Source organism: Pseudomonas sp. S49, assembly GCF_009866785.1.
Classification (GTDB): Bacteria; Pseudomonadota; Gammaproteobacteria; order Pseudomonadales; family Pseudomonadaceae; genus Aquipseudomonas.
In genome coordinates this window covers 506,877-526,685 of the sequence record NZ_CP019432.1, presented here as the reverse complement: position 1 = coordinate 526,685, position 19,809 = coordinate 506,877, and the positions used below count along the sequence as shown (strand labels likewise).

The window sequence follows — 19,809 nt, the reverse complement described above, 5'->3', positions numbered from 1 at the left end:
TCGCGATAGCGGTCTGTCAGTTAGAATAAATGTGTCTGACAGACCGCTATCGCGAGCAGGCTCACTCCTACATTTGATTAGTGTCGCCCTCACCTCTGCATCACTCTCATCAATCATCCTATCCAGCCTCTATTCCCCCGCCTTAGACTCGGCCCAACCCCAATTTCAGGTAGGCCGCCATGTCCGAGACGCTGCTCAGTTCCCGCAATCTGGCTTTCGAGCTGTATGAAGTCCTCGATGCCGAGGGCCTGACCCGGCGTGAGCGTTTTGCCGAGCACAACCGCGAGACCTTCGACGCCGCCATCGGCACCGCGCGCAACATCGCCGAGAAGTACTTTGCACCGCACAACCGCAAGGGCGACGAGAACGAACCGCGCTATGAAGACGGCAAGGCGATTCTGATTCCGGAAGTGAAACCGGCGGTGGATGCCTTCCTCGAGGCCGGTTTTCTCAACGCCGCGAGAAGTTTCGACGCCGGCGGCATGCAACTTCCTACACTGCTGTCGCAAGCCTGTTTCGCACATTTCCAGTCAGCCAACGCCGCTTCGACGTCCTACCCGTTCCTGACCATGGGCGCGGCGAACCTGATCGAGAGCTTCGGCACCGACGAGCAAAAACAGCGCTTCCTGCAGCCCATGATCGACGGGCGCTTCTTCGGCACCATGGCCCTGACCGAGCCGCACGCCGGTTCGTCACTGTCGGATATTCGTACGCGCGCCGAGCCGGTGTCCGACGGCACTTATCGCCTGAAGGGCAACAAGATTTTCATTTCCGGCGGCGATCACCCGCTCTCGGAAAACATCGTGCACATGGTTCTGGCCAAATTGCCGGACGCGCCTGCGGGCGTTAAAGGTATCTCGCTGTTTATCGTGCCAAAGTTTCTGGTCAACGATGACGGCAGCCTCGGCCAGCGCAATGACGTGCTGCTGGCCGGGCTGTTCCACAAGATGGGCTGGCGCGGTACCACCTCCACAGCGCTGAACTTCGGCGATAACGGTGAGTGCGTCGGCTATCTGGTGGGCGAGCCGCATCGCGGTTTGAGCTACATGTTCCAGATGATGAACGAAGCGCGGATCGGCGTTGGCATGGGTGCAGTGATGCTCGGTTATGCCGGTTATCTGTATTCGCTGGAGTATGCTCGCGAGCGTCCACAAGGGCGGGTGCCGGACAGCAAGGATCCGACCACGGCGCCAGTGGCGATCATTCAGCACGCGGATGTACGACGCATGCTGCTGACGCAGAAATCCTATGTTGAAGGGGCGTTTGACCTTGGCTTGTATGCCGCGCGGTTGTTCGATGACACCACCACGCTTGAGTCCGAAGCCGAGCGCAAACAGGCGCATGAGCTATTGGATTTGCTGACCCCGATCGTCAAATCCTGGCCATCGGAGTTCTGCCTCAAGGCCAACGAACTGGCGATCCAGATTCTTGGCGGTCACGGCTACACCCGCGAATACCCGGTTGAACAGTACTACCGCGATAACCGCTTGAACCCGATTCATGAAGGCACCCATGGCATTCAGTCGCTGGACTTGCTCGGGCGCAAACTGGCGCAGAACAGTGGTGCCGGGCTGAAGCAGTTGATTCGGTTGATCGCCACCACTGCTGAACGCGCTACGGCGTACGATTCGCTGACCGCACTGCGGGAGCCACTGGAGAAACTGGTGGCGCGCCTGCAAACGGTGACCATCGGTTTGTTGACCGATCTGGCACAGGGCAAGATCAACAGCAGCCTGGCGAACTCAGCGCTGTACCTGAAGGTGTTCGGGCACACAGTGATTGGCTGGCGCTGGCTGGAGCAGGCGATTCGTGCCGAGGAAGGGTTGGCCAAGGGCAATTTGGTGGATGCTGACTTCTATAAGGGCAAGCTGCAGGCGGCGCGGTATTTCCTGACGTGGGAAGTGCCGGGGTGCCACCATGAACTGGCGTTGCTGGAGGCGCGGGACGATACGTGCCTGGCGATGCAGGATGCCTGGTTCTGAAAGCCGACCCTCACCCCAGCCCTCTCCCCGAGGGAGAGGGGGCCGACCGAGGTGTCTGACGCTATACATCGACCGGAAAAACCGCGTCGATTATGGATTCGGTACTGCACTCCCAGGTCGGCGTATTACTCAAGCATCCCAAGGTCAGTCCCCTCTCCCTACGGGCGGTCCGACGTTTCGGGAGGGCTAGGGTGAGGGGCTTTTCTGGCTCAACACTCAAGTCAACTTGAACCCACCCATCTGCCGCGCCAGATCATCCGCCAGCCTCTGCAACATCTGACAATCCTCACGACACGCCCTAACCTCCCCCGCCGTCGCCCGCGCCAGATCGGAAATCCCCTGCACATTACGGTTGATCTCTTCCGTCACCGCCGACTGCTCTTCCGTCGCCGTCGCCACCTGATGGTTCATGTCACTGATGCGCTCTACCTGCCCGGTAATCGCCGTCAGTGATGCCCCGGTGCGCTGGCTCGACTCAACCCCGGTGCCGGTTGCGGCTTGACCGGTGCGCATAGACGACACGGCGTTTTCCGCACCTTGCTTGAGGCTGCCGATCATCTGTTGAATCTCGTCAGTAGACGCTTGAGTGCGTCGCGCCAAGGTGCGCACTTCATCAGCAACAACCGCAAAGCCGCGCCCCATATCCCCGGCTCGAGCTGCTTCGATGGCGGCATTGAGCGCCAACAGGTTGGTCTGCTCGGACACCCCGCGAATCACCGCCAGCACCGAATCAATCGACGCCACTTGATGCGCCAGCTCGCCGACCGCGCCCGCCGCTACGCCAATCTCATCCGACATGCTTTCAATATGCTTGATCGAACCGCCAACCACTTCCCGCGCCTGCATCGCTTCATCCCGCGCGGTTTGCGAGGCCAGTGCCGCGTTGCCGGCATTCTGCGCAATTTCCTGCACGGTCAGGCCCATTTCGTGAACGGCGGTGGCAACCATGTCGGTCATTTCCTGCTGACGGCCGGAACGCTCGGCAGTGTTTTCCACCACTTTCGCCACTTGCCCCACAGCCGTACGCAGACGCTCGCTGGTGGTCAGCACTTCAGCGATCATCCCGCGCTGGCTGTCGAGGAAACGATTGAAGCCGCGCGCGAGGTCGCCCAACTCATCGGCGCGACTGGAATCTAACCGGTGGGTCAAATCTCCCCCACCGCTACCGATTGCTACCAACGCAGCTGTTACTTGGCGAATCGGCCGCACCAAACCTTGCGCCAGCCACACCACCAACGCGAGGCACACCAGTGCCACGGCCAGACCAATGCCGCCGCTCATCCACATCGCTTTACGGGCTTCGGCGTAGATCTGCGACCGCGGCACTTCGGCCACCAGAGTCCAGCCCAAATCGCGCAATGGCAGGCTGAAGGCGAGGAAGTCTTCGCCATCCCTCTGGAAGCTGCTGCTGATCGCCGTTTTCTGGCCCATGACGGACTGCGCCGCATTGGCGCCAATCTGCTCGCTCAAGGTGCGTTTACCGCTGAACTGCGCCTCCGGGTGCACTTGAATCAAACCGTCGGAACGCACGAGATAGACCTTGCCACGCTCACCAAAGCTGAAGTTGTGAATCAGTTCCGACAGCTCTTTCATGCTCAGTCCGAGCCCGGCCACACCGACCACTTTGCCGGCCTGCTCGACCTTCAGATCGATGAACAGCGCCAGTTCTCCGGTCGCCCCGTCATTGTCGATATTCAGAGTGCGCGGCTGATTGCTGTCGAGGAAGGAATAGAACCACGCGTCGGCCGGTTTGGTGCGACTGAGGGTGCGGTCCAGGCCTTTTTCGGTGATGTAATGATTGGATTCGGTGCCGATTATCAAAGCGGTGAAGGCTTTATGTTCGGCGCGGATGCCTTCCAGATACTGCGCGAAGCCAGCCGTTTTGCTGCTGTCTTCGCCCGAGGCGAGCCAGTCGCGGACCATCGTATTACTGGCGATATCTTTGGCCGCTGTCAGCGGTTGCACGAGGATCCGTTCGATATCGTTGCGCGTCGCTTCGATGCTCGACGGCAGGGCTTGTTCGACCAGATAGCTCTGGGCGAGGCGGTTGACCACCAGGGTATAAATGCCAACCACGATCAGGATACTGACCAGCAGGGCGGTGCCCATGCTGAGAATCAGCTGCCATTGAATACTGCGTCGCCACAACTGCATGGAGCACCCCCAAAGAATAAGTGGCCGAAACAATGCAACAGCCGTGCCGATTGTATACAACCCGGTCGACAATCTATTCTTTGGTTGTGCGCAGCTCCATCAACCCTGGTTGATGGTCTTGGCGATGGTGTCGACCGTGGCGCTGACTTGCTCTTGATAACGGTCGAGTTCTTCTTTGTGTTGCTTCTTCATTTCGATCTGCTGCGAGCACAGATTCATCGCCGCCAGCACCAGCAAGCGGTCACCGATCAATGTCGGGTATTTGCGCTTGGTGTCGTCCAGCGCTGCCTTGAGCATCATGGCCGCGTCCAGCAGGGTCTGTTCTTCCCCGGCCGGTGCCTTGATCGAATAGTCCTCCCCGAGAATGGAGACGACCTTTACCCCTGCTGTGTGGTGGTTCATGCGCTGACAGGACCTGCGTTGACGCGATCAACCAGGGCCTGAATGCGGGCGGCGGTGGCGCCGTGCTTTTCTTCCTGTTCCATCAGGTTCAGTTGCAGGCTTTCGTTTTCATCCTTGGCCTGGGCCAGTTCCGTGGACAGGGTCTGGTTGGTTTGCGCGAGGGTCTGGTTCTGTTGCACCAGGTCGCTGACGAGCTGTTCCAATTGGCTGAGGGATGCTTCCAACATTTTGATCTTCCAAGCGTTTTCAAAGGGCGCGTACGATAAAGAAAAGTCACCACGGATGCCAGGGTTAAACCGGCGCAAGGCCTTGATTTTCCTGGTGGCGGACCGTTCCTGCGAGTTTTAAAGACTGTGATCTGCCGATCTGGTTCCTGCACTTCGTCGCCCAAGCCCTTCTGCGACAAATACGCACAGTGCCTCAAGACTTTAGTCGTATGACCGATAAGTCATCCATACAGCAGTCTCAGCCCGCATGGAAGCGGCCCTCTCTTGGTATCCGCCCATGTCCCTCCGCAATATGAATATCGCCCCACGGGCGTTTACCGGTTTCGCCCTGATCGGCGGCCTGATGCTGATTCTCGGCGTGTTTGCGCTTAATCAGATGAGTAAAATCCGCGATGCAGCCGAGAACATCTCGTCCACCAGCGTGCCGAGCATCAAGAACCTCGACGAGTTCACCCAGTTGACCCTGCGCCTGCGTGTGCTGTCGTACCGTTTGCTGGTCAACCGCGAGCCGGACGTGCAGCAGAAAACCGTTGAACTGCTGGACATGCGCAACCAGCAGATCCGCAAGGCTCAGAGCGATTACGAGCCGCTGATCGGCAGCCCTGAAGAACGTGCAGCCTACGACCAGTACGTGCAGTTGCTCGGCCAGTACCGCCAGATCGAAGACCGCATGAAGAGCCTGTCGCGCAATAATCAGGTGGATGAACTGCGCACCCTGCTCAACACCGAGTTGCTGAACAACTCCGAAGCGATGAATACCGTGCTCAACCGTCTGATGCAGATCAACGGCGAGCAGATCAGCGAGACCAATCAGCAGGCGGCCGACCAGTACTCTTCGGCGTTTGATCTGGTGGTGACTCTGCTGGTGATCGCGACCGGCCTGACATTTTTGTTCGCCTGGCTGCTGACGGTGAGCATCACTAAACCGATTTCCAAAGCACTGGACGCTGCGGAAACCATCGCCGAAGGCAATCTGACCCAGCCGATCCACGTTGACGGTGAAGACGAGGCCGGTCGCCTGCTCGCAGCCATGGCGAAGATGCAATCGAAGCTGCGTGACACCCTGCAGCGCATTTCCGGTTCGGCCACTCAGTTGGCTTCGGCGGCTGAAGAGTTGAACAGCGTCACCGACGAAAGCGCGCGCGGCCTGACTCAGCAGAACAACGAAATCGAACAGGCGGCCACGGCAGTCAACGAGATGACCAGTGCTGTGGAAGAGGTCGCACGCAACGCGGTGAGCACTTCGGAAGCGTCGAAAAACGCCACCACCTCGGCCGGCGACGGTCGTGATCTGGTCCAGGAAACCGTCAGCGCCATCGAACGCATGAGCGCCGATGTACAGAGCACCGCCAGCCTGATCGGCGATCTGGCCAATGAATCCCGCGACATCGGCAAAGTGCTGGATGTGATTCGTGGTCTGGCCGATCAGACCAACCTGCTGGCACTGAACGCAGCGATTGAAGCGGCGCGGGCCGGTGAAGCCGGTCGTGGTTTTGCTGTGGTGGCGGATGAAGTACGAGCACTGGCGCACCGCACGCAGCAGTCGACCAGCGAAATCGAGCGGATGATCGGCAGCATTCAGAGCGGTACCGAACACGCCGTGGATTCGATGCGCAACAGCACCGAACGTGCCGAGTCGACCCTGAACATCGCCCGTGGTGCGGGTATGTCGCTGGACACCATCAACACCGCCATCGTCGAGATCAACGAGCGCAACCTGGTGATCGCCAGCGCCGCCGAAGAACAGGCGCAGGTGGCGCGGGAAGTGGATCGCAATCTGGTGAACATCCGTGATCTGTCGGTGCAATCGGCGACTGGCGCGAATCAGACCAGTGCGGCGAGCAATGAGCTGTCGCGTCTGGCGCTGGACCTGAACAACATGGTTGGGCGGTTCAGCCTCTAAGATCAAAGGCTACCCCCTCACCCCAACCCTCTCCCCCAAGGGGGCGAGGGGGAAGGGAGCAGATCTTCGTGTTTTTCAAAACCTGAGTTCGACTCAGGCTTTTCAGGTCGATGTACCTTGCACAAACACCTCGATCAGTTCCCTCTCACCCCGGGAGAGGGGGGAAGGGGGCAGATTTTCATGCTTTTCAAAGTCTGAGTTCGACTCGGAGTTTCAGGTCGATGCACCTCGCACAAACACCGCGATCAGTCCCCTCTCCCCCCGGGAGAGGGTTAGGGTGAGGGCAGCAATCGCCCGCCGAACACAAAACCTGATGCTCCGCTGAAAAAGCTTTTTGACAGCATCACATTTCAACAGGTTAGAATCGCTGGCACGCAGACTGCATGGTCAGTTTGTGCCCGTCTTTACGCTTCTGGAGTACTGCCTTTGAATGCGACGACCATCAACAGCCTGTTCTTGATCGGCGCGTTGCTGGTAGGCGCAAGCATTCTCGTCAGTTCTCTTTCTTCCCGTCTCGGCATCCCGATTCTGGTCATCATCCTCGCTGTCGGCATGGCCGCCGGGGTCGATGGCGGCGGCATTATTTTCGATAACTACCCGACGGCCTATCTGGTCGGCAACCTCGCACTCGCAGTGATTCTCCTCGACGGTGGCTTGCGCACACGGGTATCCAGTTTCCGCGTGGCGCTATGGCCAGCGCTATCGTTGGCCACGGTCGGGGTGTTGATCACCACCGGGCTGACCGGCATGGCCGCCGCCTGGCTGTTCGACCTCAATCTGATTCAAGGCTTGTTGATCGGTGCCATCGTTGGCTCGACCGACGCCGCGGCGGTGTTCTCGCTGCTCGGCGGCAAAGGCCTGAACGAACGGGTCACCGCCAGCCTGGAAATCGAATCCGGCAGCAACGACCCGATGGCGGTGTTTCTCACCGTGACCCTGATCGACATGCTCGCCAGCGGCCAGACCGGCCTGCACTGGAGTCTCCTGACCCACCTGATCCGCGAGTTCGGCATCGGCGGCGTGATCGGTCTCGGCGGCGGCTGGCTGATGTTGCAACTGGTCAACCGGATCAATCTGGCGGCCGGCCTGTATCCGATTCTGGTGATTGCCGGCGGTCTGGTGGTATTCGCCCTGACCAACGCCCTGCATGGCAGCGGCTTCCTCGCCGTTTATCTGTGCGGGCTGGTCATCGGCAACCGTCCGGTACGCAGCCGTCACGGCATTCTGCACATGCTCGACGGCATGGCGTGGCTGGCGCAGATCGGCATGTTCCTCGTGCTGGGATTGCTGGTCACGCCGCATGATTTGCTACCAATCGCCCTGCCCGCTCTCGGTCTGGCGCTGTGGATGATTCTGTTCGCGCGGCCACTGTCGGTGATGGTCGGCCTGCTGCCGTTCAAGGCGTTCCACGGGCGCGAAAAAGCTTTTATTTCCTGGGTTGGCCTGCGCGGTGCGGTACCGATCATTCTTGCGGTGTTCCCGCTGATGGCCGGGCTGCCGAATGCGCAGCTGTACTTCAACCTCGCGTTCTTTATCGTGCTGGTGTCGCTGCTGGTGCAGGGCACGAGCCTGCCGTGGGTCGCCAAACTGCTGAAAGTAACGGTGCCGCCAGAGCCCGCGCCGATTTCCCGGGCGGCACTGGAAGTCCACGTCACCAGCGAGTGGGAGCTGTTCGTTTACAAGCTCGGCGCGGAGAAGTGGTGCATCGGTTCGCCCCTGCGTGAACTGAAAATGCCCGAAGGCACACGTATCGCGGCACTGTTTCGTGGCCAGCAACTGCTCCATCCGTCGGGTAGTACGGTGCTGGAAGTCGATGATTTGCTGTGTGTTATCGGCCATGAACACAACCTCGGCGCCCTCGGAAAACTGTTCAGCCAGGCACCGCAACGCGGCCTCGATCTGCGCTTCTTCGGTGATTTCGTGCTTGAAGGAGACGCCCAGCTTAAAGCGGTTGCAGCGCTCTACGGGTTGCCGGCCGAGGGCATCGATCCGGACATGACCCTGGGCGCCTTCATTGCTCAGAAAGTCGGCGGTGCGCCCATCGTCGGTGACCAGGTGGAGTGGAACAACACCCACTGGACGGTTGCGGTCATGGACGGGAACAAGATCGGCAAAGTGGGCGTCAGATTCCCCGAAGGAAGTCGCCCGGGCCCCGGGCTCTTCCTCTAAACTGCGTCCACTCTCACTTGCTTGACCGGTCTCTATGCCTACCCTGCGCTCCTTTTTCGCCGCGGCCCTGCTGGGCCTGAGTCTTACTGTCGGCCCGCTATATGCCGCCGAACCACCGTCCAGCGACGCCGTGCAGGCCAGCCTCGACAAGCTCGCCGACAGCAAACTGCCGGATGCCGATAAGAAGACCCTGCAGACCGTCCTGCAGAACACGCTCAATCAGCTGAACAATCAGCGTGATTACGAGCAAAAGCTGATCGATCTCAAGCAGCAATTGGCGACCGCGCCCAAGCAGACGATTGAAAGCACCCGTGAACTGACGCGCCTCAAGGCTACGGCCGTGGTGCCGGTGGCACAGCGTTTTCCCAAAGAGTCGATCCAACAGCTGGAGCAGATCCTCACCGATCGCTCGACCCAGCAAAGTGATCTGCAAAAAGCGCTGGCCGAAGCCAACAGTCTGATCATCACCGCGCAGACTCGCCCCGAACGTGCTCAGGCAGAGATTTCCGCCAGCCAGACGCGCATCCAGCAGATCAACAACACCCTCAAGTCCGGCAAGGACGCGGGCAAAACCGTCACCGCCGAGCAGCGCGATCAGTTGAACGCCGAATTGGCGGCGCTGAATGCGCTGATCCCGTTGCGCCGTCAGGAGCTGGCCGGCAACAGCCAATTGCAAGACTTGGGCAATGCCCAGCATGACTTGCTCTCGGAGAAGTCCGATCGCCTCGACCGCGAGATTCAGGAACTGCAAACCCTGATCAACCAGAAGCGTCTGGCGCAGTCGCAGGAAACCGTTACCCAGCAGTCGATCGAAGCGCAGAAGGCCGGTAGCAGCAGTCTGCTGGCCATCGAAAGCACGGCCAACCTCAAGCTCTCCGACTACCTGCTGAAAAGCACTGACCGCCTCAACGAAGTCACCCAGCAGAACCTGCAGACCAAACAGCAACTCGACAGCCTGACCCAAAGCGATTCAGCGCTGGACGAGCAGATCAGCGTGCTCAAGGGCAGCCTGCTGCTGTCGAAGATTCTCTATAAACAGAAACAAGCCCTGCCGCGGCTCAAGGTCGACCGCGACCTGGCCGATCAGATCGCCGACATTCGCTTGTGGCAATTCGACGTCAGCCAGCAGCGTGAGCAACTGAGCAATCCGGCCGCCTATGTCGACAACCTGCTATCCACGCAGCCGCCGGAGCAGGTCACCCCGCAATTGCGCAAAAACCTGCTGGATCTGGCCAACACCCGCGCCGACCTCCTAGAGCGACTGAATCGCGAACTGAGCGCCATGCTCAACGAGTCGATCACCCTGCAACTCAATCAGAAACAACTGCTGAGCACCGCGCAGGGGCTGCGTGCGACGCTCGATGAGCAGATGTTCTGGATTCCAAGCAACAAGCCGCTGGATCTGGAATGGATGCGCGCGGTGCCGGAGCGCCTGAAACGCCAGGTCGACACCCTGCCGTGGGCCTCGAGTCTGAGCGAACTGACCGACGGCCTGACCCAGCGTCCGTTGCTGTTCCTGCCGCTGGCGCTGCTGATCGGTGCACTGCTGTGGCGGCGCAAGAATCTGTACGCGCGGCTGAACAAGGTTCACCAGGACATCGGTCACTTCAAACGTGACAGCCAGTGGCACACGCCGCAGGCGATCCTGATCAATATTCTGTTGGCGATGCCGGTCGCGTTGGGCTTGGCCTTGTGTGGTCTGGCGTTGCAGATTGACGCTCGCGGGCAGAACGCCAACATGGGCGCGGCTTTGCTGCAAATGGGTCAGGCGTGGCTGGTGTTCTACACCGCTTACCGGATTCTGGCGCCGGGCGGCGTGGCGGAACTGCACTTCCGTTGGGAAAAGCCTCAGGTCGAATTCCTGCAAGGCTGGATTCGTCGACTGGGTCTGGTGGTCATGGCGCTGGTGACCATTGTTGCCGTCGCCGAACTGCAACCGGCGGCCCTGGCCGATGATGTGCTCGGCATGCCGGTGGTGCTGACTTGCTACGCCCTGATGGCATGGCTGCTCAGCCGTTTGCTGATCAGCAGCCCGGCCCACGAGAACACTTCGCTGTTCCGCAAAGCCGTCGGCGTGATGTTCACCCTGCTGCCGATCGCGTTATTCGTGGCGGTGTGCTTCGGCTACTACTACACCGCGCTGAAACTCAGCGACCGACTGATCAATACCCTGTACCTGCTGATGTTCTGGCTGGTGATCGAAGCCACGTTCGTCCGTGGTCTGAGCGTTGCCGCACGGCGTCTGGCCTATCAGCGTGCCTTGGCCAAACGTCAGGCAGCAAAAGAAGCCGGCGATGGCGAAGCGGTGATCGAAGAGCCGACGCTGGACATCGAAAAGGTCAACGAACAGTCCCTGCGCCTGATCCGCCTGGCCCTGCTCGGCGGCTTCATCGCCGCGCTGTACTGGGTCTGGTCGGACCTGATTTCGGTGTTCTCGTACCTCGACAACATCACCCTCTACGAATACACCAGCGGCACCGGCGCCAACATGAGCATGGTGCCGATCAGCATCGGCGACATGCTCGGCGCGCTGATCATCATCGGCATCACCTTTGCCCTCGCGCGCAACTTGCCCGGCTTGCTCGAAGTGTTTGTGCTGTCCAAGCTCAATCTGGCTCAGGGCAGTGCCTACGCGACCACCACGTTGTTGTCGTACGTGATCGCTGGCGTCGGCTTCGTCTCGACCCTGTCGACCCTCGGCGTCAGTTGGGACAAGTTGCAATGGCTGGTGGCGGCGCTGTCGGTCGGCCTCGGTTTCGGCATGCAGGAGATCTTCGCCAACTTCATCTCGGGCATCATGATCCTCTTCGAACGCCCGGTACGGATCGGTGACACCATCACCATCGGCAACCTGTCGGGCACGGTGAGCAAGATCCGCATCCGCGCCACGACCATCACCGACTTCGACCGCAAGGACATCATTGTCCCGAACAAGACGTTCATCACCGGGCAACTGATCAACTGGTCGCTGACCGACACCATCACCCGCGTCACGCTGAAACTCGGCGTCGATTACGGCTCCGATCTGGATCTGGTCAAGGAACTGCTGCTCAAGGCTGCCCGCGAGAACCCGCGCGTGCTCAAGGAACCCGAGCCGCACGTGTACTTCCTCAACTTCGGCGAAAGCACCCTCGACCACGAGTTGCGCATGCACGTGCGCGACCTCGGTGACCGTAACCCGGTGCTCGATGAGGTCAACCGCTTCATCAACCGCGAGTTCAAGAAGCAGCACATCAACATCTCGTTCCGCCAGATGGAGGTCTACCTGAAGAACCTTCACGGTCAGGAATACAAGATGGTGCCGATCGAGCCGGAAACCAAAACCATCGTGCCGATCGCCGACGATCAGAAACCGCTGCAAGAGCCGCCGCCGGCCAAACTCGACTAACCGGTCTAATCCCAGCAGAATGCTCGGACATTCTGCTGGAGCCGGCCCTTGAAAGCCCTCGACGAACTGACCTTCGATAATCGCTTCGCCCGCCTGGGCGATGCGTTCTCTGCTCACGTGCTGCCCGAGCCGATCGACAATCCGCGTCTGGTCGTCGCCAGCCCGGCGGCCCTGGCCTTGCTCGATCTCGACCCGGCGACCGCTGAAACCCAGGAATTCGCCGAACTGTTCGGCGGCCACAAGCTGTGGGCCGATGCCGAACCGCGGGCGATGGTCTATTCCGGGCATCAGTTCGGCGGCTACACGCCGCAACTGGGCGATGGTCGCGGCCTGCTGCTGGGTGAGGTGTACAACGCGGCCGGCGAGCACTGGGACTTGCACCTCAAGGGTGCCGGGCAAACGCCGTTTTCGCGCATGGGTGATGGTCGTGCGGTGTTGCGTTCGTCGATCCGCGAGTTCCTTGCTTCCGAGGCGCTATACGCGCTGAACATCCCCTCGTCGCGCGCTGCGTGCGTGATCGGTTCCGACACCCCGGTCTGGCGCGAAAAGCAGGAACGCGCAGCGATGGTCCTGCGTCTGGCGCCAAGCCATATCCGCTTCGGCCACTTCGAATATTTCTACTACACCAAGCGTCCAGAACAGCAGAAGCAACTCGGCGAGCACGTGCTGGCGATGCATTTCCCTGAGTGCCTGGAGCAACCGGAACCGTATCTGGCGATGTTCCGCGAGATCGTCGAGCGCAACGCCGAACTGATTGCCAAATGGCAGGCCTACGGTTTCTGCCACGGCGTGATGAACACCGACAACATGTCGATCCTCGGCATCACCTTCGACTTCGGCCCGTTCGCCTTCCTCGATGACTTCGACGCGAACTTCATCTGCAACCATTCGGATGATCAGGGGCGTTACTCGTTCAGCAATCAGGTGCCGGTCGGCCAGTGGAACCTCAGTGCACTGGCTCAGGCGTTGACGCCGTTCATCAGCGTCGAAGCCCTGCGCGAAACCCTCGGCTTGTACCTGCCGCTGTTTCAGGCGCACTACCTCGACCTGATGCGCCGCCGCTTCGGCTTCACCACGGCCGAGGACGATGACCAGAAGCTGCTGGAAGACCTGTTGCAACTGATGCAGAACAGCGGCGTCGACTACACGCTGTTCTTCCGCCGACTCGGTGAAGAATCAGCCGAACAGGCCGTCGCCCGTTTGCGCGACGATTTCGTCGACATCAAGGGCTTTGATGCCTGGGGCGAACGCTACGTCGCCCGGGTTGCCCGCGATGGCGAGGCTGATCAGGCACAGCGCCGAGCGCGGATGCATGCGGTCAATCCGCTATACATCCTGCGCAATTACCTGGCGCAAAAGGCTATTGATGCGGCTGAGCAAGGCGATTACTCGGAGGTCCGCCGACTGCATGCGGTGTTGAGCAAACCGTTTGAAGAGCAGGCGGGAATGGAGGCTTATGCCGAGCGGCCACCGGAGTGGGGCAAGCATTTGGAGATTAGTTGTTCTTCCTGAGTGCCAGCGCCTCATCTTGATAAACAGTTCTTACGGCTCAAGATAAGTCGTACGAAACGCTGAACGCCAACGAGCCGAATATGACTGACCCACTCCTCATCCCCTGCCCCTCCTGCAACGGCCTCAACCGCATCCCCGCAGAGCGCCTCGCGGACCAGCCCAAGTGCGGACGCTGCAAATCCGCCGTATTGCTGAGCAAACCCTTCGATCTCAAGCAAGGCGATTACGCCAGTCAGATCAAGGGTGATCTGCCGTTGCTGGTGGATGTCTGGGCGGAGTGGTGCGGGCCGTGCAAGTCGTTTGCGCCGGTGTTCGAGCAGGCGGCGGCGCAACTCGCGGGCAAGTGTCGCTTGGCCAAGCTTGATAGCGAAGCGAATCAGCAGTTGTCGGCGCAGTTGGGGATTCGCTCGATTCCGAGTTTGATTCTGTTCAAGAACGGCCGGGAAGTGGCACGGCAGAGTGGTGCGTTTCCGCTGCCGCAATTGATGGCGTGGCTGCGTAGCCAGGGTATCTGACACCACACAAATCCAATTGTGGGAGCGAGCCTGCTCGCGAAGGCGTCCGGTCAGTCAACACAGATGTTGAATGTACTGGCCTCTTCGCGAGCAGGCTCGCTCCCACAGGTAGGTTGGGTGCAATCCGGGAGATCAGTGATCTTCGAGCAGATTATGCAGTTCGACGAATTGCTGGGTCAGCTTGTGTCGCGGGTCGAGGTGGATCAGCGGCATGCTGGCCTGGTGCGATTCGCGCATGCGCACCGAACTGGTCAGGTACACCGGCAATACCGGCAAACCTTCGGCAATCAACTCGTCAAGGATCTGCTGCGGCAGGCTCGCCCGGGCCTGAAACTGATTGACCACGATGCCTTCGACTTCCAGACCTTCGTTATGGTCGTCCTTCAGCTCTTCGATTTCCGCAATCAGGCCGTACAGGGCCTGACGGGAAAAGCTGTCGCAATCAAAAGGAATCAGCACACGATCAGCGGCAATCAGCGCTGATACCGCATAGAAATTCAACGCTGGCGGCGTGTCGAGGTAAATCCGGTCGTAATCCTCGGACAGCTCATCGAGCAACTTACGCAGCTTGTTGATCTTGTGCTTGGCCTCGAGCTTGGGCTGCAAGTCGGCCAGCTCGGCGGTCGCGGTGATGATGTGCAGGTTGTCGAACGGGGTTTCGTAGATATCGGCCTGATTCTTCTTCGAGAACGGCCCCGAGGACAGCGTCTGCTTGAAGAAGTCGGCAATTCCCATCGGGATGTCGTTGCCGGTGAGCCCGGTCAGATACTGAGTGGAGTTGGCCTGGGCATCGAGGTCCACCAACAGTGTGCGATAACCCTCGCTGGCACTGACCGCCGCCAGATTGCAAGCAATACTGGATTTGCCTACGCCACCTTTCTGATTGAACACCACGCGCCGCATGACAAAACCTCCGTGTATCAAAGAATGACCGAGTGTAGATGCGCGCGCGCTCGCTTCGCTACCTTCATGGACATGGACTACAGAGTCAGGTGCAAATATCTGCGGACAGACAGTGCGATAACCACCACTGATCGGCGAGAAACCCGACAGACAAGCCGCTGGCGATCTGGATAATGGCCAAATGACAGTTTTCTTGCGAACCACTCGGTACATTTCATTGCACAAAATGTAACCAGCATTTGCTACACACTCGTCGCACCGGGATAATGCGCGCCACCCGGCGCCAAGCGCCACGTCAAGTCTGCTGCGGCTTTGGCCACTAAACGCGTCAACGAAAGCCCGCAGGGGCGGGATGAATGTCCGTGATCAACTTCAACATCGCCCAATGGCGCGCGTGGGCCCCTGGCCTCGACAGCGTGGACGCCTGGCAGGCCTGGAGCCGACAACCGGTCGTGCTTCAGAGCAGTGATGCCGCGCCCGATGTGTCGTTTTTGCCGGCCATGCAGCGCCGCCGCCTCAGTCGACTGGCGCGCATGGCGTTCAGCGTGGGCTGGCCCCTGGCCGACGGACGGGAAAATCTGCCGTTGGTGTTTGTCTCGCGACACGGCGAAACCCCACGTACTTACGAGATTCTCAGCGATCTGGCGAACGAGCAGCCGTTGTCGCCGACCCAGTTCAGCCTCTCGGTGCACAACGCGATCATCGGCCTGTGGTCGATCATGCGCGGCGAGACCAGCGAAATGACTGCCCTCGCCGCTGCCGGCGACGGTCTCGAACACGGCATGCTCGAAGCCGCGGCACTGCTCGATGAAGGCGCACCGGCGGTGCTGCTGATCATTACCGAAGAACAACCGCCCGAAGCGTATTCAGCGTGGATCGACGATGTGCCGTTTCCCTACGCAGTCGGTCTTTTGCTGACCCCCGGTACCGACTGGCGGCTGACCCTGAACAGCACCACAGAAACACGGTCAAAAGCGCACTGGCCTCACGCGCTGAATCTGCTGCGAACCTTGCTCGGCCAGCAACCCCATTGCCAACATGCCTGGAAAAATCGTGTATGGACCTGGCAACGCAACCCGTGACCGAAAAAAACCGCGATGCCTATTACTGGCGCCTGCTGGCCACCGCCGCAAGCTTCGCCCTGTTCGGGCTTGGCGGACTGTGCCTGCGCGTGCTGGTGTTTCCGCTGCTGGCCTGCCTGCCTGGTGATGCCGTTACGCACCGCCGGCGTGCGCGACAGACCGTCAGCCGCCTGTTCTGGTTTTTCGTGCGGTTCATGGCCCGCACCGGCGTACTGACCTATGACATTCAGGGCGCCGAACGTCTCGGTCGCCCCGGACAAATGATCATCGCCAACCACCCGTCGCTGATCGACGTGGTGTTCCTCATCGGCCTGGTGCGGCAGGCCAATTGCGTGGTGAAGAAAACCCTGTGGGAAAACCCCTTCACCCGTGGGCCATTACGCAGCACCGAATACATCAGCAATGACGGCAGCATGGACATGCTTGATGCCGCTGCCGAGTCCCTGCAAAACGGCCAGACCCTGATCATTTTTCCCGAAGGCACCCGCACTCAGCCAGGGCAGGCGCCGGCCTTTCATCGGGGTGCCGCGGCGATTGCCCTGCGCGGTGCGAAAATCCTCACGCCGGTGATCATCAAGGTCAGCCCGACCACGCTGACCAAAGCCGAACCCTGGTATCGGATCCCCAGTCGCCGCGTGCACTTCAGTTTTCGCGTCGGGGCCGATATAGACCCACAGACCTTTGCCGCGCAGGGGCCAGCCCCGCAAGCCTCGCGCAAGCTCAACGATTATTTGCACACCTACTTTATTAAGGAGCTCGCCGAAGATGAGCGATCTGAACACCCCTAGCCTGGTGCGTGACATCAAACTGCTGATCATCGACGCCCTCGGCCTCGAAGACATCAGCGCCGACGACATCGGCGACGAGCAGACCCTGTTCGGCGAAGGCCTCGGCCTGGATTCCGTCGACGCGCTGGAACTGGGTCTGGCGATCCAGAAAAAGTACGGCATCAAAATCGACGCCGACGCCAAAGACACCCGCAACCATTTCACCAACGTGGCCAGCCTTGCGGCTTTCGTCACGGCAAAACAGGCAGCTTGAGACCGGACCATGCAAACTCGTGACGACATTTTCAACACCCTGCGCGATGCCTTGGTCGAGCTGTTCGAACTGGATCCGGCCCGTGTGAGCCTGGACTCCAACCTGTATCAGGATCTGGAAATCGACAGCATCGATGCGGTCGATCTGATCGATCACATCAAGCGCCAGACCGGCAAGAAAATCGCCGCTGAAGAATTCAAGTCGGTGCGCACCGTTGGCGACGTGGTCGAGGCGGTCTACCGTCTGGTTCAACCGGCCGCATGAGCCGACTGATCGGCCTCGGCCTGCTGCTGGCCGGTCTGCTGTACCCCTTTGCGGTGTATTTCGGCATGGAGCACTTTGCCCCGTGGCAGTTCGGCCTGTTGCTCGGCAGCTTGTGGCTGGCGCGGGCAATGACTGGCGAACGCAAGCCCGGCAGTCTGTGGATGGCCTGTGTGGCGATCACCTTTTGCCTGTTGCTCGCACTGTTCGACAGTCCGCTGTTGCTGCGCTGGTATCCGGTGCTGATCAGCGGTTTCATGCTGGTGCTGTTCAGCCTGAGCCTGAAATACGGCCCGCCGATGGTCGAGCGCCTGGCGCGCTTGCGCGAGCCAGAACTACCGGACATCGCGATCCGCTATACGCGCAAGGTCACGGTGGCCTGGAGCGTGTTTTTCTTCTGCAACGGTTTATGCGCCGCCCTCCTGACCCTGTGGGCGCCGCTGAATTGGTGGATGTTGTACACCGGCCTGATCTCCTATGGATTGATCGGCCTGATGTTTGCCATTGAATGGCTGATACGACAACGGGTAAGAGGCCGTACATGAACTGGATAAAACTTGAGCAGCTGTTGCTCAAGGCTGGGCCGGCACGGGCAATCAGCCACGCACCGGCACTCGATCACGCGCAACTGTGCGAACAGGCGTTGAGCGTTGCCGCCGGTCTGCAAGCGCAAGGCGTGAAGCGCCTGGCTGTGCATCTGGAAGATGCCGCCGAACTGGCCATCGCCTTGCTGGGCGCATGGCGTGCCGGCGTCAGTGTGCTGCTGCCCTCGGACCTGCAAGCACAAACCCGCCAGCGCTGGTCCGCTGAAGTCGATCTGTGGCTGACGGATCAAGCCGATGACGCGCAACTGAACGACTTTCAGCAGCCACCGCTGCCCGGCGCCGAACTGGACCTCGACCAGTGCCGTCTGAGCCTGTGCACGTCCGGTTCCAGCGGCGAACCCAAGCGCATCGACAAGACCCTGCGCCAACTGGCCAATGAAGTCGAAGCGCTGGAGCAGTTGTGGGGCGCGGACCTCGGCGAGGCCTGCATCATCGGCAGCGTCGCCACCCAACATATCTACGGTTTGCTCTTTCGCGTGCTGTGGCCGCTGTGCGCCGGGCGCCCGTTCGTGCGCAAGCAACTGGCGTTTCCCGAGGACTTGCAGCGTGCCAGCCGCGAACATCAGGCCTTTGCCTGGGTCGCCAGCCCGGCGCTGCTCAAGCGCATGGGCGACAACCTCGACTGGCCAGCCCTGAGCGCCGTGCGTCGGGTGTTTTCCTCCGGTGGCGCGTTGCCGCTTGAAGCCGCGCAGAGCCTGCAGCAACGCTTGCAGCAATGGCCGACGGAAATCCTCGGCAGCTCGGAAACCGGCGGCATTGCCTGGCGTCAGGGCGAACAACTGTGGCAACCGTTCGCCGGTGTTGAATTGAGCCAGGACAGCGAAGGCGCCCTGCTGATCGCCTCTCCTTACCTGCCTGCCGGCCATGTCGAACACACCGCCGATGCCGCGCGCATTGCCGCCGATGGTCGATTTGAGTTGTTGGGGCGGCTGGATCGCATCGTCAAACTTGAAGAAAAACGTATTTCTCTGCCGATGCTCGAACAAGCCTTGGTCGCCCACGCTTGGGTCGCCGAAGCGCGCTTGGGCGTGGTCCAGGAAAATCGCGCCTCTCTCGGCGCTCTGCTGGTGCTCAGCGAGTCAGGTCTGTTTGCCTTGCGTGAACATGGTCGCCGCAGTCTGACCGAAACCCTGCGCCAGCATTTGCGCCAGCACTGTGAAGCGCTGGCGCTGCCCCGCCGCTGGCGGCTGGTGCGGCAATTGCCGTTGAACAGCCAGGGCAAGCTGCCGCAGGCCGATGTCGAAGCCTTGCTGATTGCCCCGCGAGCGAAAGCGCCGCAAGTGCTGTCGCAGATCGAGACCGAGGGTGAATGGAGTCTGCAACTGAGCGTGCCGCCGGATCTGGCTTATTTCAGTGGTCACTTTCCCAAAGCACCCGTATTGCCCGGTGTGGTGCAGGTGGAATGGGCGCTGAACCTTGGGCGGCAGTTGCTGAATCTGACCGGCCCGTTTGCCGGGATGGAAGTGCTGAAGTTCCAGCAGCTGGTTCGGCCCGGTGATGAAATCCAGTTGCACCTGCGTTTCGACCCGGAGCGGCGCAAGTTGTATTTTGCCTATCGCAATGACACGGCGACCTGCTCCAGTGGGCGGATTCTTTTGGGTGTTGATCATGATTGACCTTGGTGAGTGCTGCGCACTCAATCGCGAGCAGGCTCACTCCTACAGG

General features: G+C 60.3%; 16 protein-coding genes. 12 read left to right on the top strand and 4 right to left on the bottom strand.

Annotated features, from left to right (window positions below; genetic code table 11):
* The first annotated feature begins 179 nt into the window (after window positions 1-179).
* The gene (locus PspS49_RS02310) at window positions 180-1,982 is read left to right on the top strand and encodes an acyl-CoA dehydrogenase (RefSeq protein WP_160037968.1); all 1,803 of its coding nucleotides are present in this window, start codon (window positions 180-182) and stop codon (window positions 1,980-1,982) included.
* Window positions 1,983-2,198: 216 nt separating this feature from the next.
* Here PspS49_RS02310 and PspS49_RS02305 read toward each other — a convergent pair whose 3' ends face one another.
* The 3 genes from PspS49_RS02305 to PspS49_RS02295 all read right to left on the bottom strand — a co-directional run bounded on the left by PspS49_RS02305 (window position 2,199) and on the right by PspS49_RS02295 (window position 4,765).
* The gene (locus PspS49_RS02305) at window positions 2,199-4,136 is read right to left on the bottom strand and encodes a methyl-accepting chemotaxis protein (protein WP_160037966.1); all 1,938 of its coding nucleotides are present in this window, start codon (window positions 4,134-4,136) and stop codon (window positions 2,199-2,201) included.
* 99 nt (window positions 4,137-4,235) lie between these two features.
* Complete coding sequence (locus tag PspS49_RS02300) at window positions 4,236-4,538, bottom strand: cell division protein ZapA (protein ID WP_064117128.1); 303 nt, start codon at window positions 4,536-4,538, stop codon at window positions 4,236-4,238.
* Window positions 4,535-4,765 (bottom strand): hypothetical protein, encoded by a 231-nt coding sequence (locus PspS49_RS02295; protein ID WP_007909525.1) that lies wholly within the window; start codon window positions 4,763-4,765, stop codon window positions 4,535-4,537. The genes PspS49_RS02300 and PspS49_RS02295 overlap by 4 nt, the downstream gene beginning before the upstream one ends.
* Before the next feature lie 277 nt (window positions 4,766-5,042).
* On the opposite strand from PspS49_RS02295, the gene PspS49_RS02290 reads away from it, so the two are divergent.
* From PspS49_RS02290 to trxC, 5 genes are all read left to right on the top strand, one after another.
* Window positions 5,043-6,668, top strand: coding sequence for a methyl-accepting chemotaxis protein (locus PspS49_RS02290; protein WP_160037964.1), 1,626 nt, complete (start codon window positions 5,043-5,045; stop codon window positions 6,666-6,668).
* A 426-nt stretch (window positions 6,669-7,094) separates the two neighbouring features.
* A complete protein-coding gene (locus PspS49_RS02285) occupies window positions 7,095-8,837 on the top strand; it encodes a potassium/proton antiporter (protein WP_016983888.1) in 1,743 nt (580 codons plus the stop codon).
* 34 nt (window positions 8,838-8,871) lie between these two features.
* Complete coding sequence (mscK, locus tag PspS49_RS02280; protein WP_127925555.1) at window positions 8,872-12,225, top strand: mechanosensitive channel MscK; 3,354 nt, start codon at window positions 8,872-8,874, stop codon at window positions 12,223-12,225.
* Between the two features lie 48 nt (window positions 12,226-12,273).
* Window positions 12,274-13,737 carry a YdiU family protein gene (locus PspS49_RS02275; RefSeq protein ID WP_160037962.1) on the top strand — a complete coding sequence of 488 codons (1,464 nt, stop codon included), beginning with the start codon at window positions 12,274-12,276 and terminating at the stop codon, window positions 13,735-13,737.
* An 80-nt stretch (window positions 13,738-13,817) separates the two neighbouring features.
* Window positions 13,818-14,252 carry a thioredoxin TrxC gene (gene trxC, locus PspS49_RS02270; RefSeq protein WP_150750124.1) on the top strand — a complete coding sequence of 145 codons (435 nt, stop codon included), beginning with the start codon at window positions 13,818-13,820 and terminating at the stop codon, window positions 14,250-14,252.
* 132 nt (window positions 14,253-14,384) lie between these two features.
* Here trxC and PspS49_RS02265 read toward each other — a convergent pair whose 3' ends face one another.
* Window positions 14,385-15,155 carry a ParA family protein gene (locus tag PspS49_RS02265; protein ID WP_038360142.1) on the bottom strand — a complete coding sequence of 257 codons (771 nt, stop codon included), beginning with the start codon at window positions 15,153-15,155 and terminating at the stop codon, window positions 14,385-14,387.
* 356 nt (window positions 15,156-15,511) lie between these two features.
* On the opposite strand from PspS49_RS02265, the gene PspS49_RS02260 reads away from it, so the two are divergent.
* From PspS49_RS02260 to PspS49_RS02235, 6 genes are read left to right on the top strand one after another with little or no spacing between them, the layout of a single operon-like run.
* A complete protein-coding gene (locus tag PspS49_RS02260) occupies window positions 15,512-16,237 on the top strand; it encodes a beta-ketoacyl synthase chain length factor (protein ID WP_160037960.1) in 726 nt (241 codons plus the stop codon).
* On the top strand, window positions 16,213-17,025 hold the full coding sequence (locus PspS49_RS02255) for a lysophospholipid acyltransferase family protein (RefSeq protein ID WP_127925551.1): 813 nt from the start codon (window positions 16,213-16,215) through the stop codon (window positions 17,023-17,025). The genes PspS49_RS02260 and PspS49_RS02255 overlap by 25 nt, the downstream gene beginning before the upstream one ends.
* Window positions 17,003-17,278 carry a phosphopantetheine-binding protein gene (locus PspS49_RS02250; RefSeq protein WP_116029224.1) on the top strand — a complete coding sequence of 92 codons (276 nt, stop codon included), beginning with the start codon at window positions 17,003-17,005 and terminating at the stop codon, window positions 17,276-17,278. The genes PspS49_RS02255 and PspS49_RS02250 overlap by 23 nt, the downstream gene beginning before the upstream one ends.
* A 9-nt stretch (window positions 17,279-17,287) precedes the next feature.
* Window positions 17,288-17,542: an acyl carrier protein gene (locus PspS49_RS02245; RefSeq protein WP_064388843.1), complete on the top strand. Its 255-nt coding sequence runs from the start codon at window positions 17,288-17,290 to the stop codon at window positions 17,540-17,542.
* Entirely contained in the window at window positions 17,539-18,084 is a 546-nt protein-coding gene (locus PspS49_RS02240) for a hypothetical protein (protein WP_160037958.1), read from the top strand. The genes PspS49_RS02245 and PspS49_RS02240 overlap by 4 nt, the downstream gene beginning before the upstream one ends.
* The gene (locus PspS49_RS02235) at window positions 18,081-19,760 is read left to right on the top strand and encodes an acyl-CoA synthetase family protein (protein WP_160037956.1); all 1,680 of its coding nucleotides are present in this window, start codon (window positions 18,081-18,083) and stop codon (window positions 19,758-19,760) included. The genes PspS49_RS02240 and PspS49_RS02235 overlap by 4 nt, the downstream gene beginning before the upstream one ends.
* The last annotated feature ends 49 nt before the right edge of the window (window positions 19,761-19,809 follow it).

Bases quoted from the DNA above. Each gene is read 5' to 3' on its own strand.
- PspS49_RS02310 (WP_160037968.1), top strand. From the start codon at position 180: ATGTCCGAGACGCTGCTCAGTTCCCGCAATCTGGCTTTCGAGCTGTAT.
- PspS49_RS02305 (WP_160037966.1), bottom strand. From the start codon at position 4,136: ATGCAGTTGTGGCGACGCAGTATTCAATGGCAGCTGATTCTCAGCATG.
- PspS49_RS02300 (WP_064117128.1), bottom strand. From the start codon at position 4,538: ATGAACCACCACACAGCAGGGGTAAAGGTCGTCTCCATTCTCGGGGAG.
- PspS49_RS02295 (WP_007909525.1), bottom strand. From the start codon at position 4,765: ATGTTGGAAGCATCCCTCAGCCAATTGGAACAGCTCGTCAGCGACCTG.
- PspS49_RS02290 (WP_160037964.1), top strand. From the start codon at position 5,043: ATGTCCCTCCGCAATATGAATATCGCCCCACGGGCGTTTACCGGTTTC.
- mscK (WP_127925555.1), top strand. From the start codon at position 8,872: ATGCCTACCCTGCGCTCCTTTTTCGCCGCGGCCCTGCTGGGCCTGAGT.
- trxC (WP_150750124.1), top strand. From the start codon at position 13,818: ATGACTGACCCACTCCTCATCCCCTGCCCCTCCTGCAACGGCCTCAAC.
- PspS49_RS02265 (WP_038360142.1), bottom strand. From the start codon at position 15,155: ATGCGGCGCGTGGTGTTCAATCAGAAAGGTGGCGTAGGCAAATCCAGT.
- PspS49_RS02260 (WP_160037960.1), top strand. From the start codon at position 15,512: ATGTCCGTGATCAACTTCAACATCGCCCAATGGCGCGCGTGGGCCCCT.
- PspS49_RS02255 (WP_127925551.1), top strand. From the start codon at position 16,213: ATGGACCTGGCAACGCAACCCGTGACCGAAAAAAACCGCGATGCCTAT.
- PspS49_RS02250 (WP_116029224.1), top strand. From the start codon at position 17,003: ATGAGCGATCTGAACACCCCTAGCCTGGTGCGTGACATCAAACTGCTG.
- PspS49_RS02245 (WP_064388843.1), top strand. From the start codon at position 17,288: ATGCAAACTCGTGACGACATTTTCAACACCCTGCGCGATGCCTTGGTC.
- PspS49_RS02240 (WP_160037958.1), top strand. From the start codon at position 17,539: ATGAGCCGACTGATCGGCCTCGGCCTGCTGCTGGCCGGTCTGCTGTAC.
- PspS49_RS02235 (WP_160037956.1), top strand. From the start codon at position 18,081: ATGAACTGGATAAAACTTGAGCAGCTGTTGCTCAAGGCTGGGCCGGCA.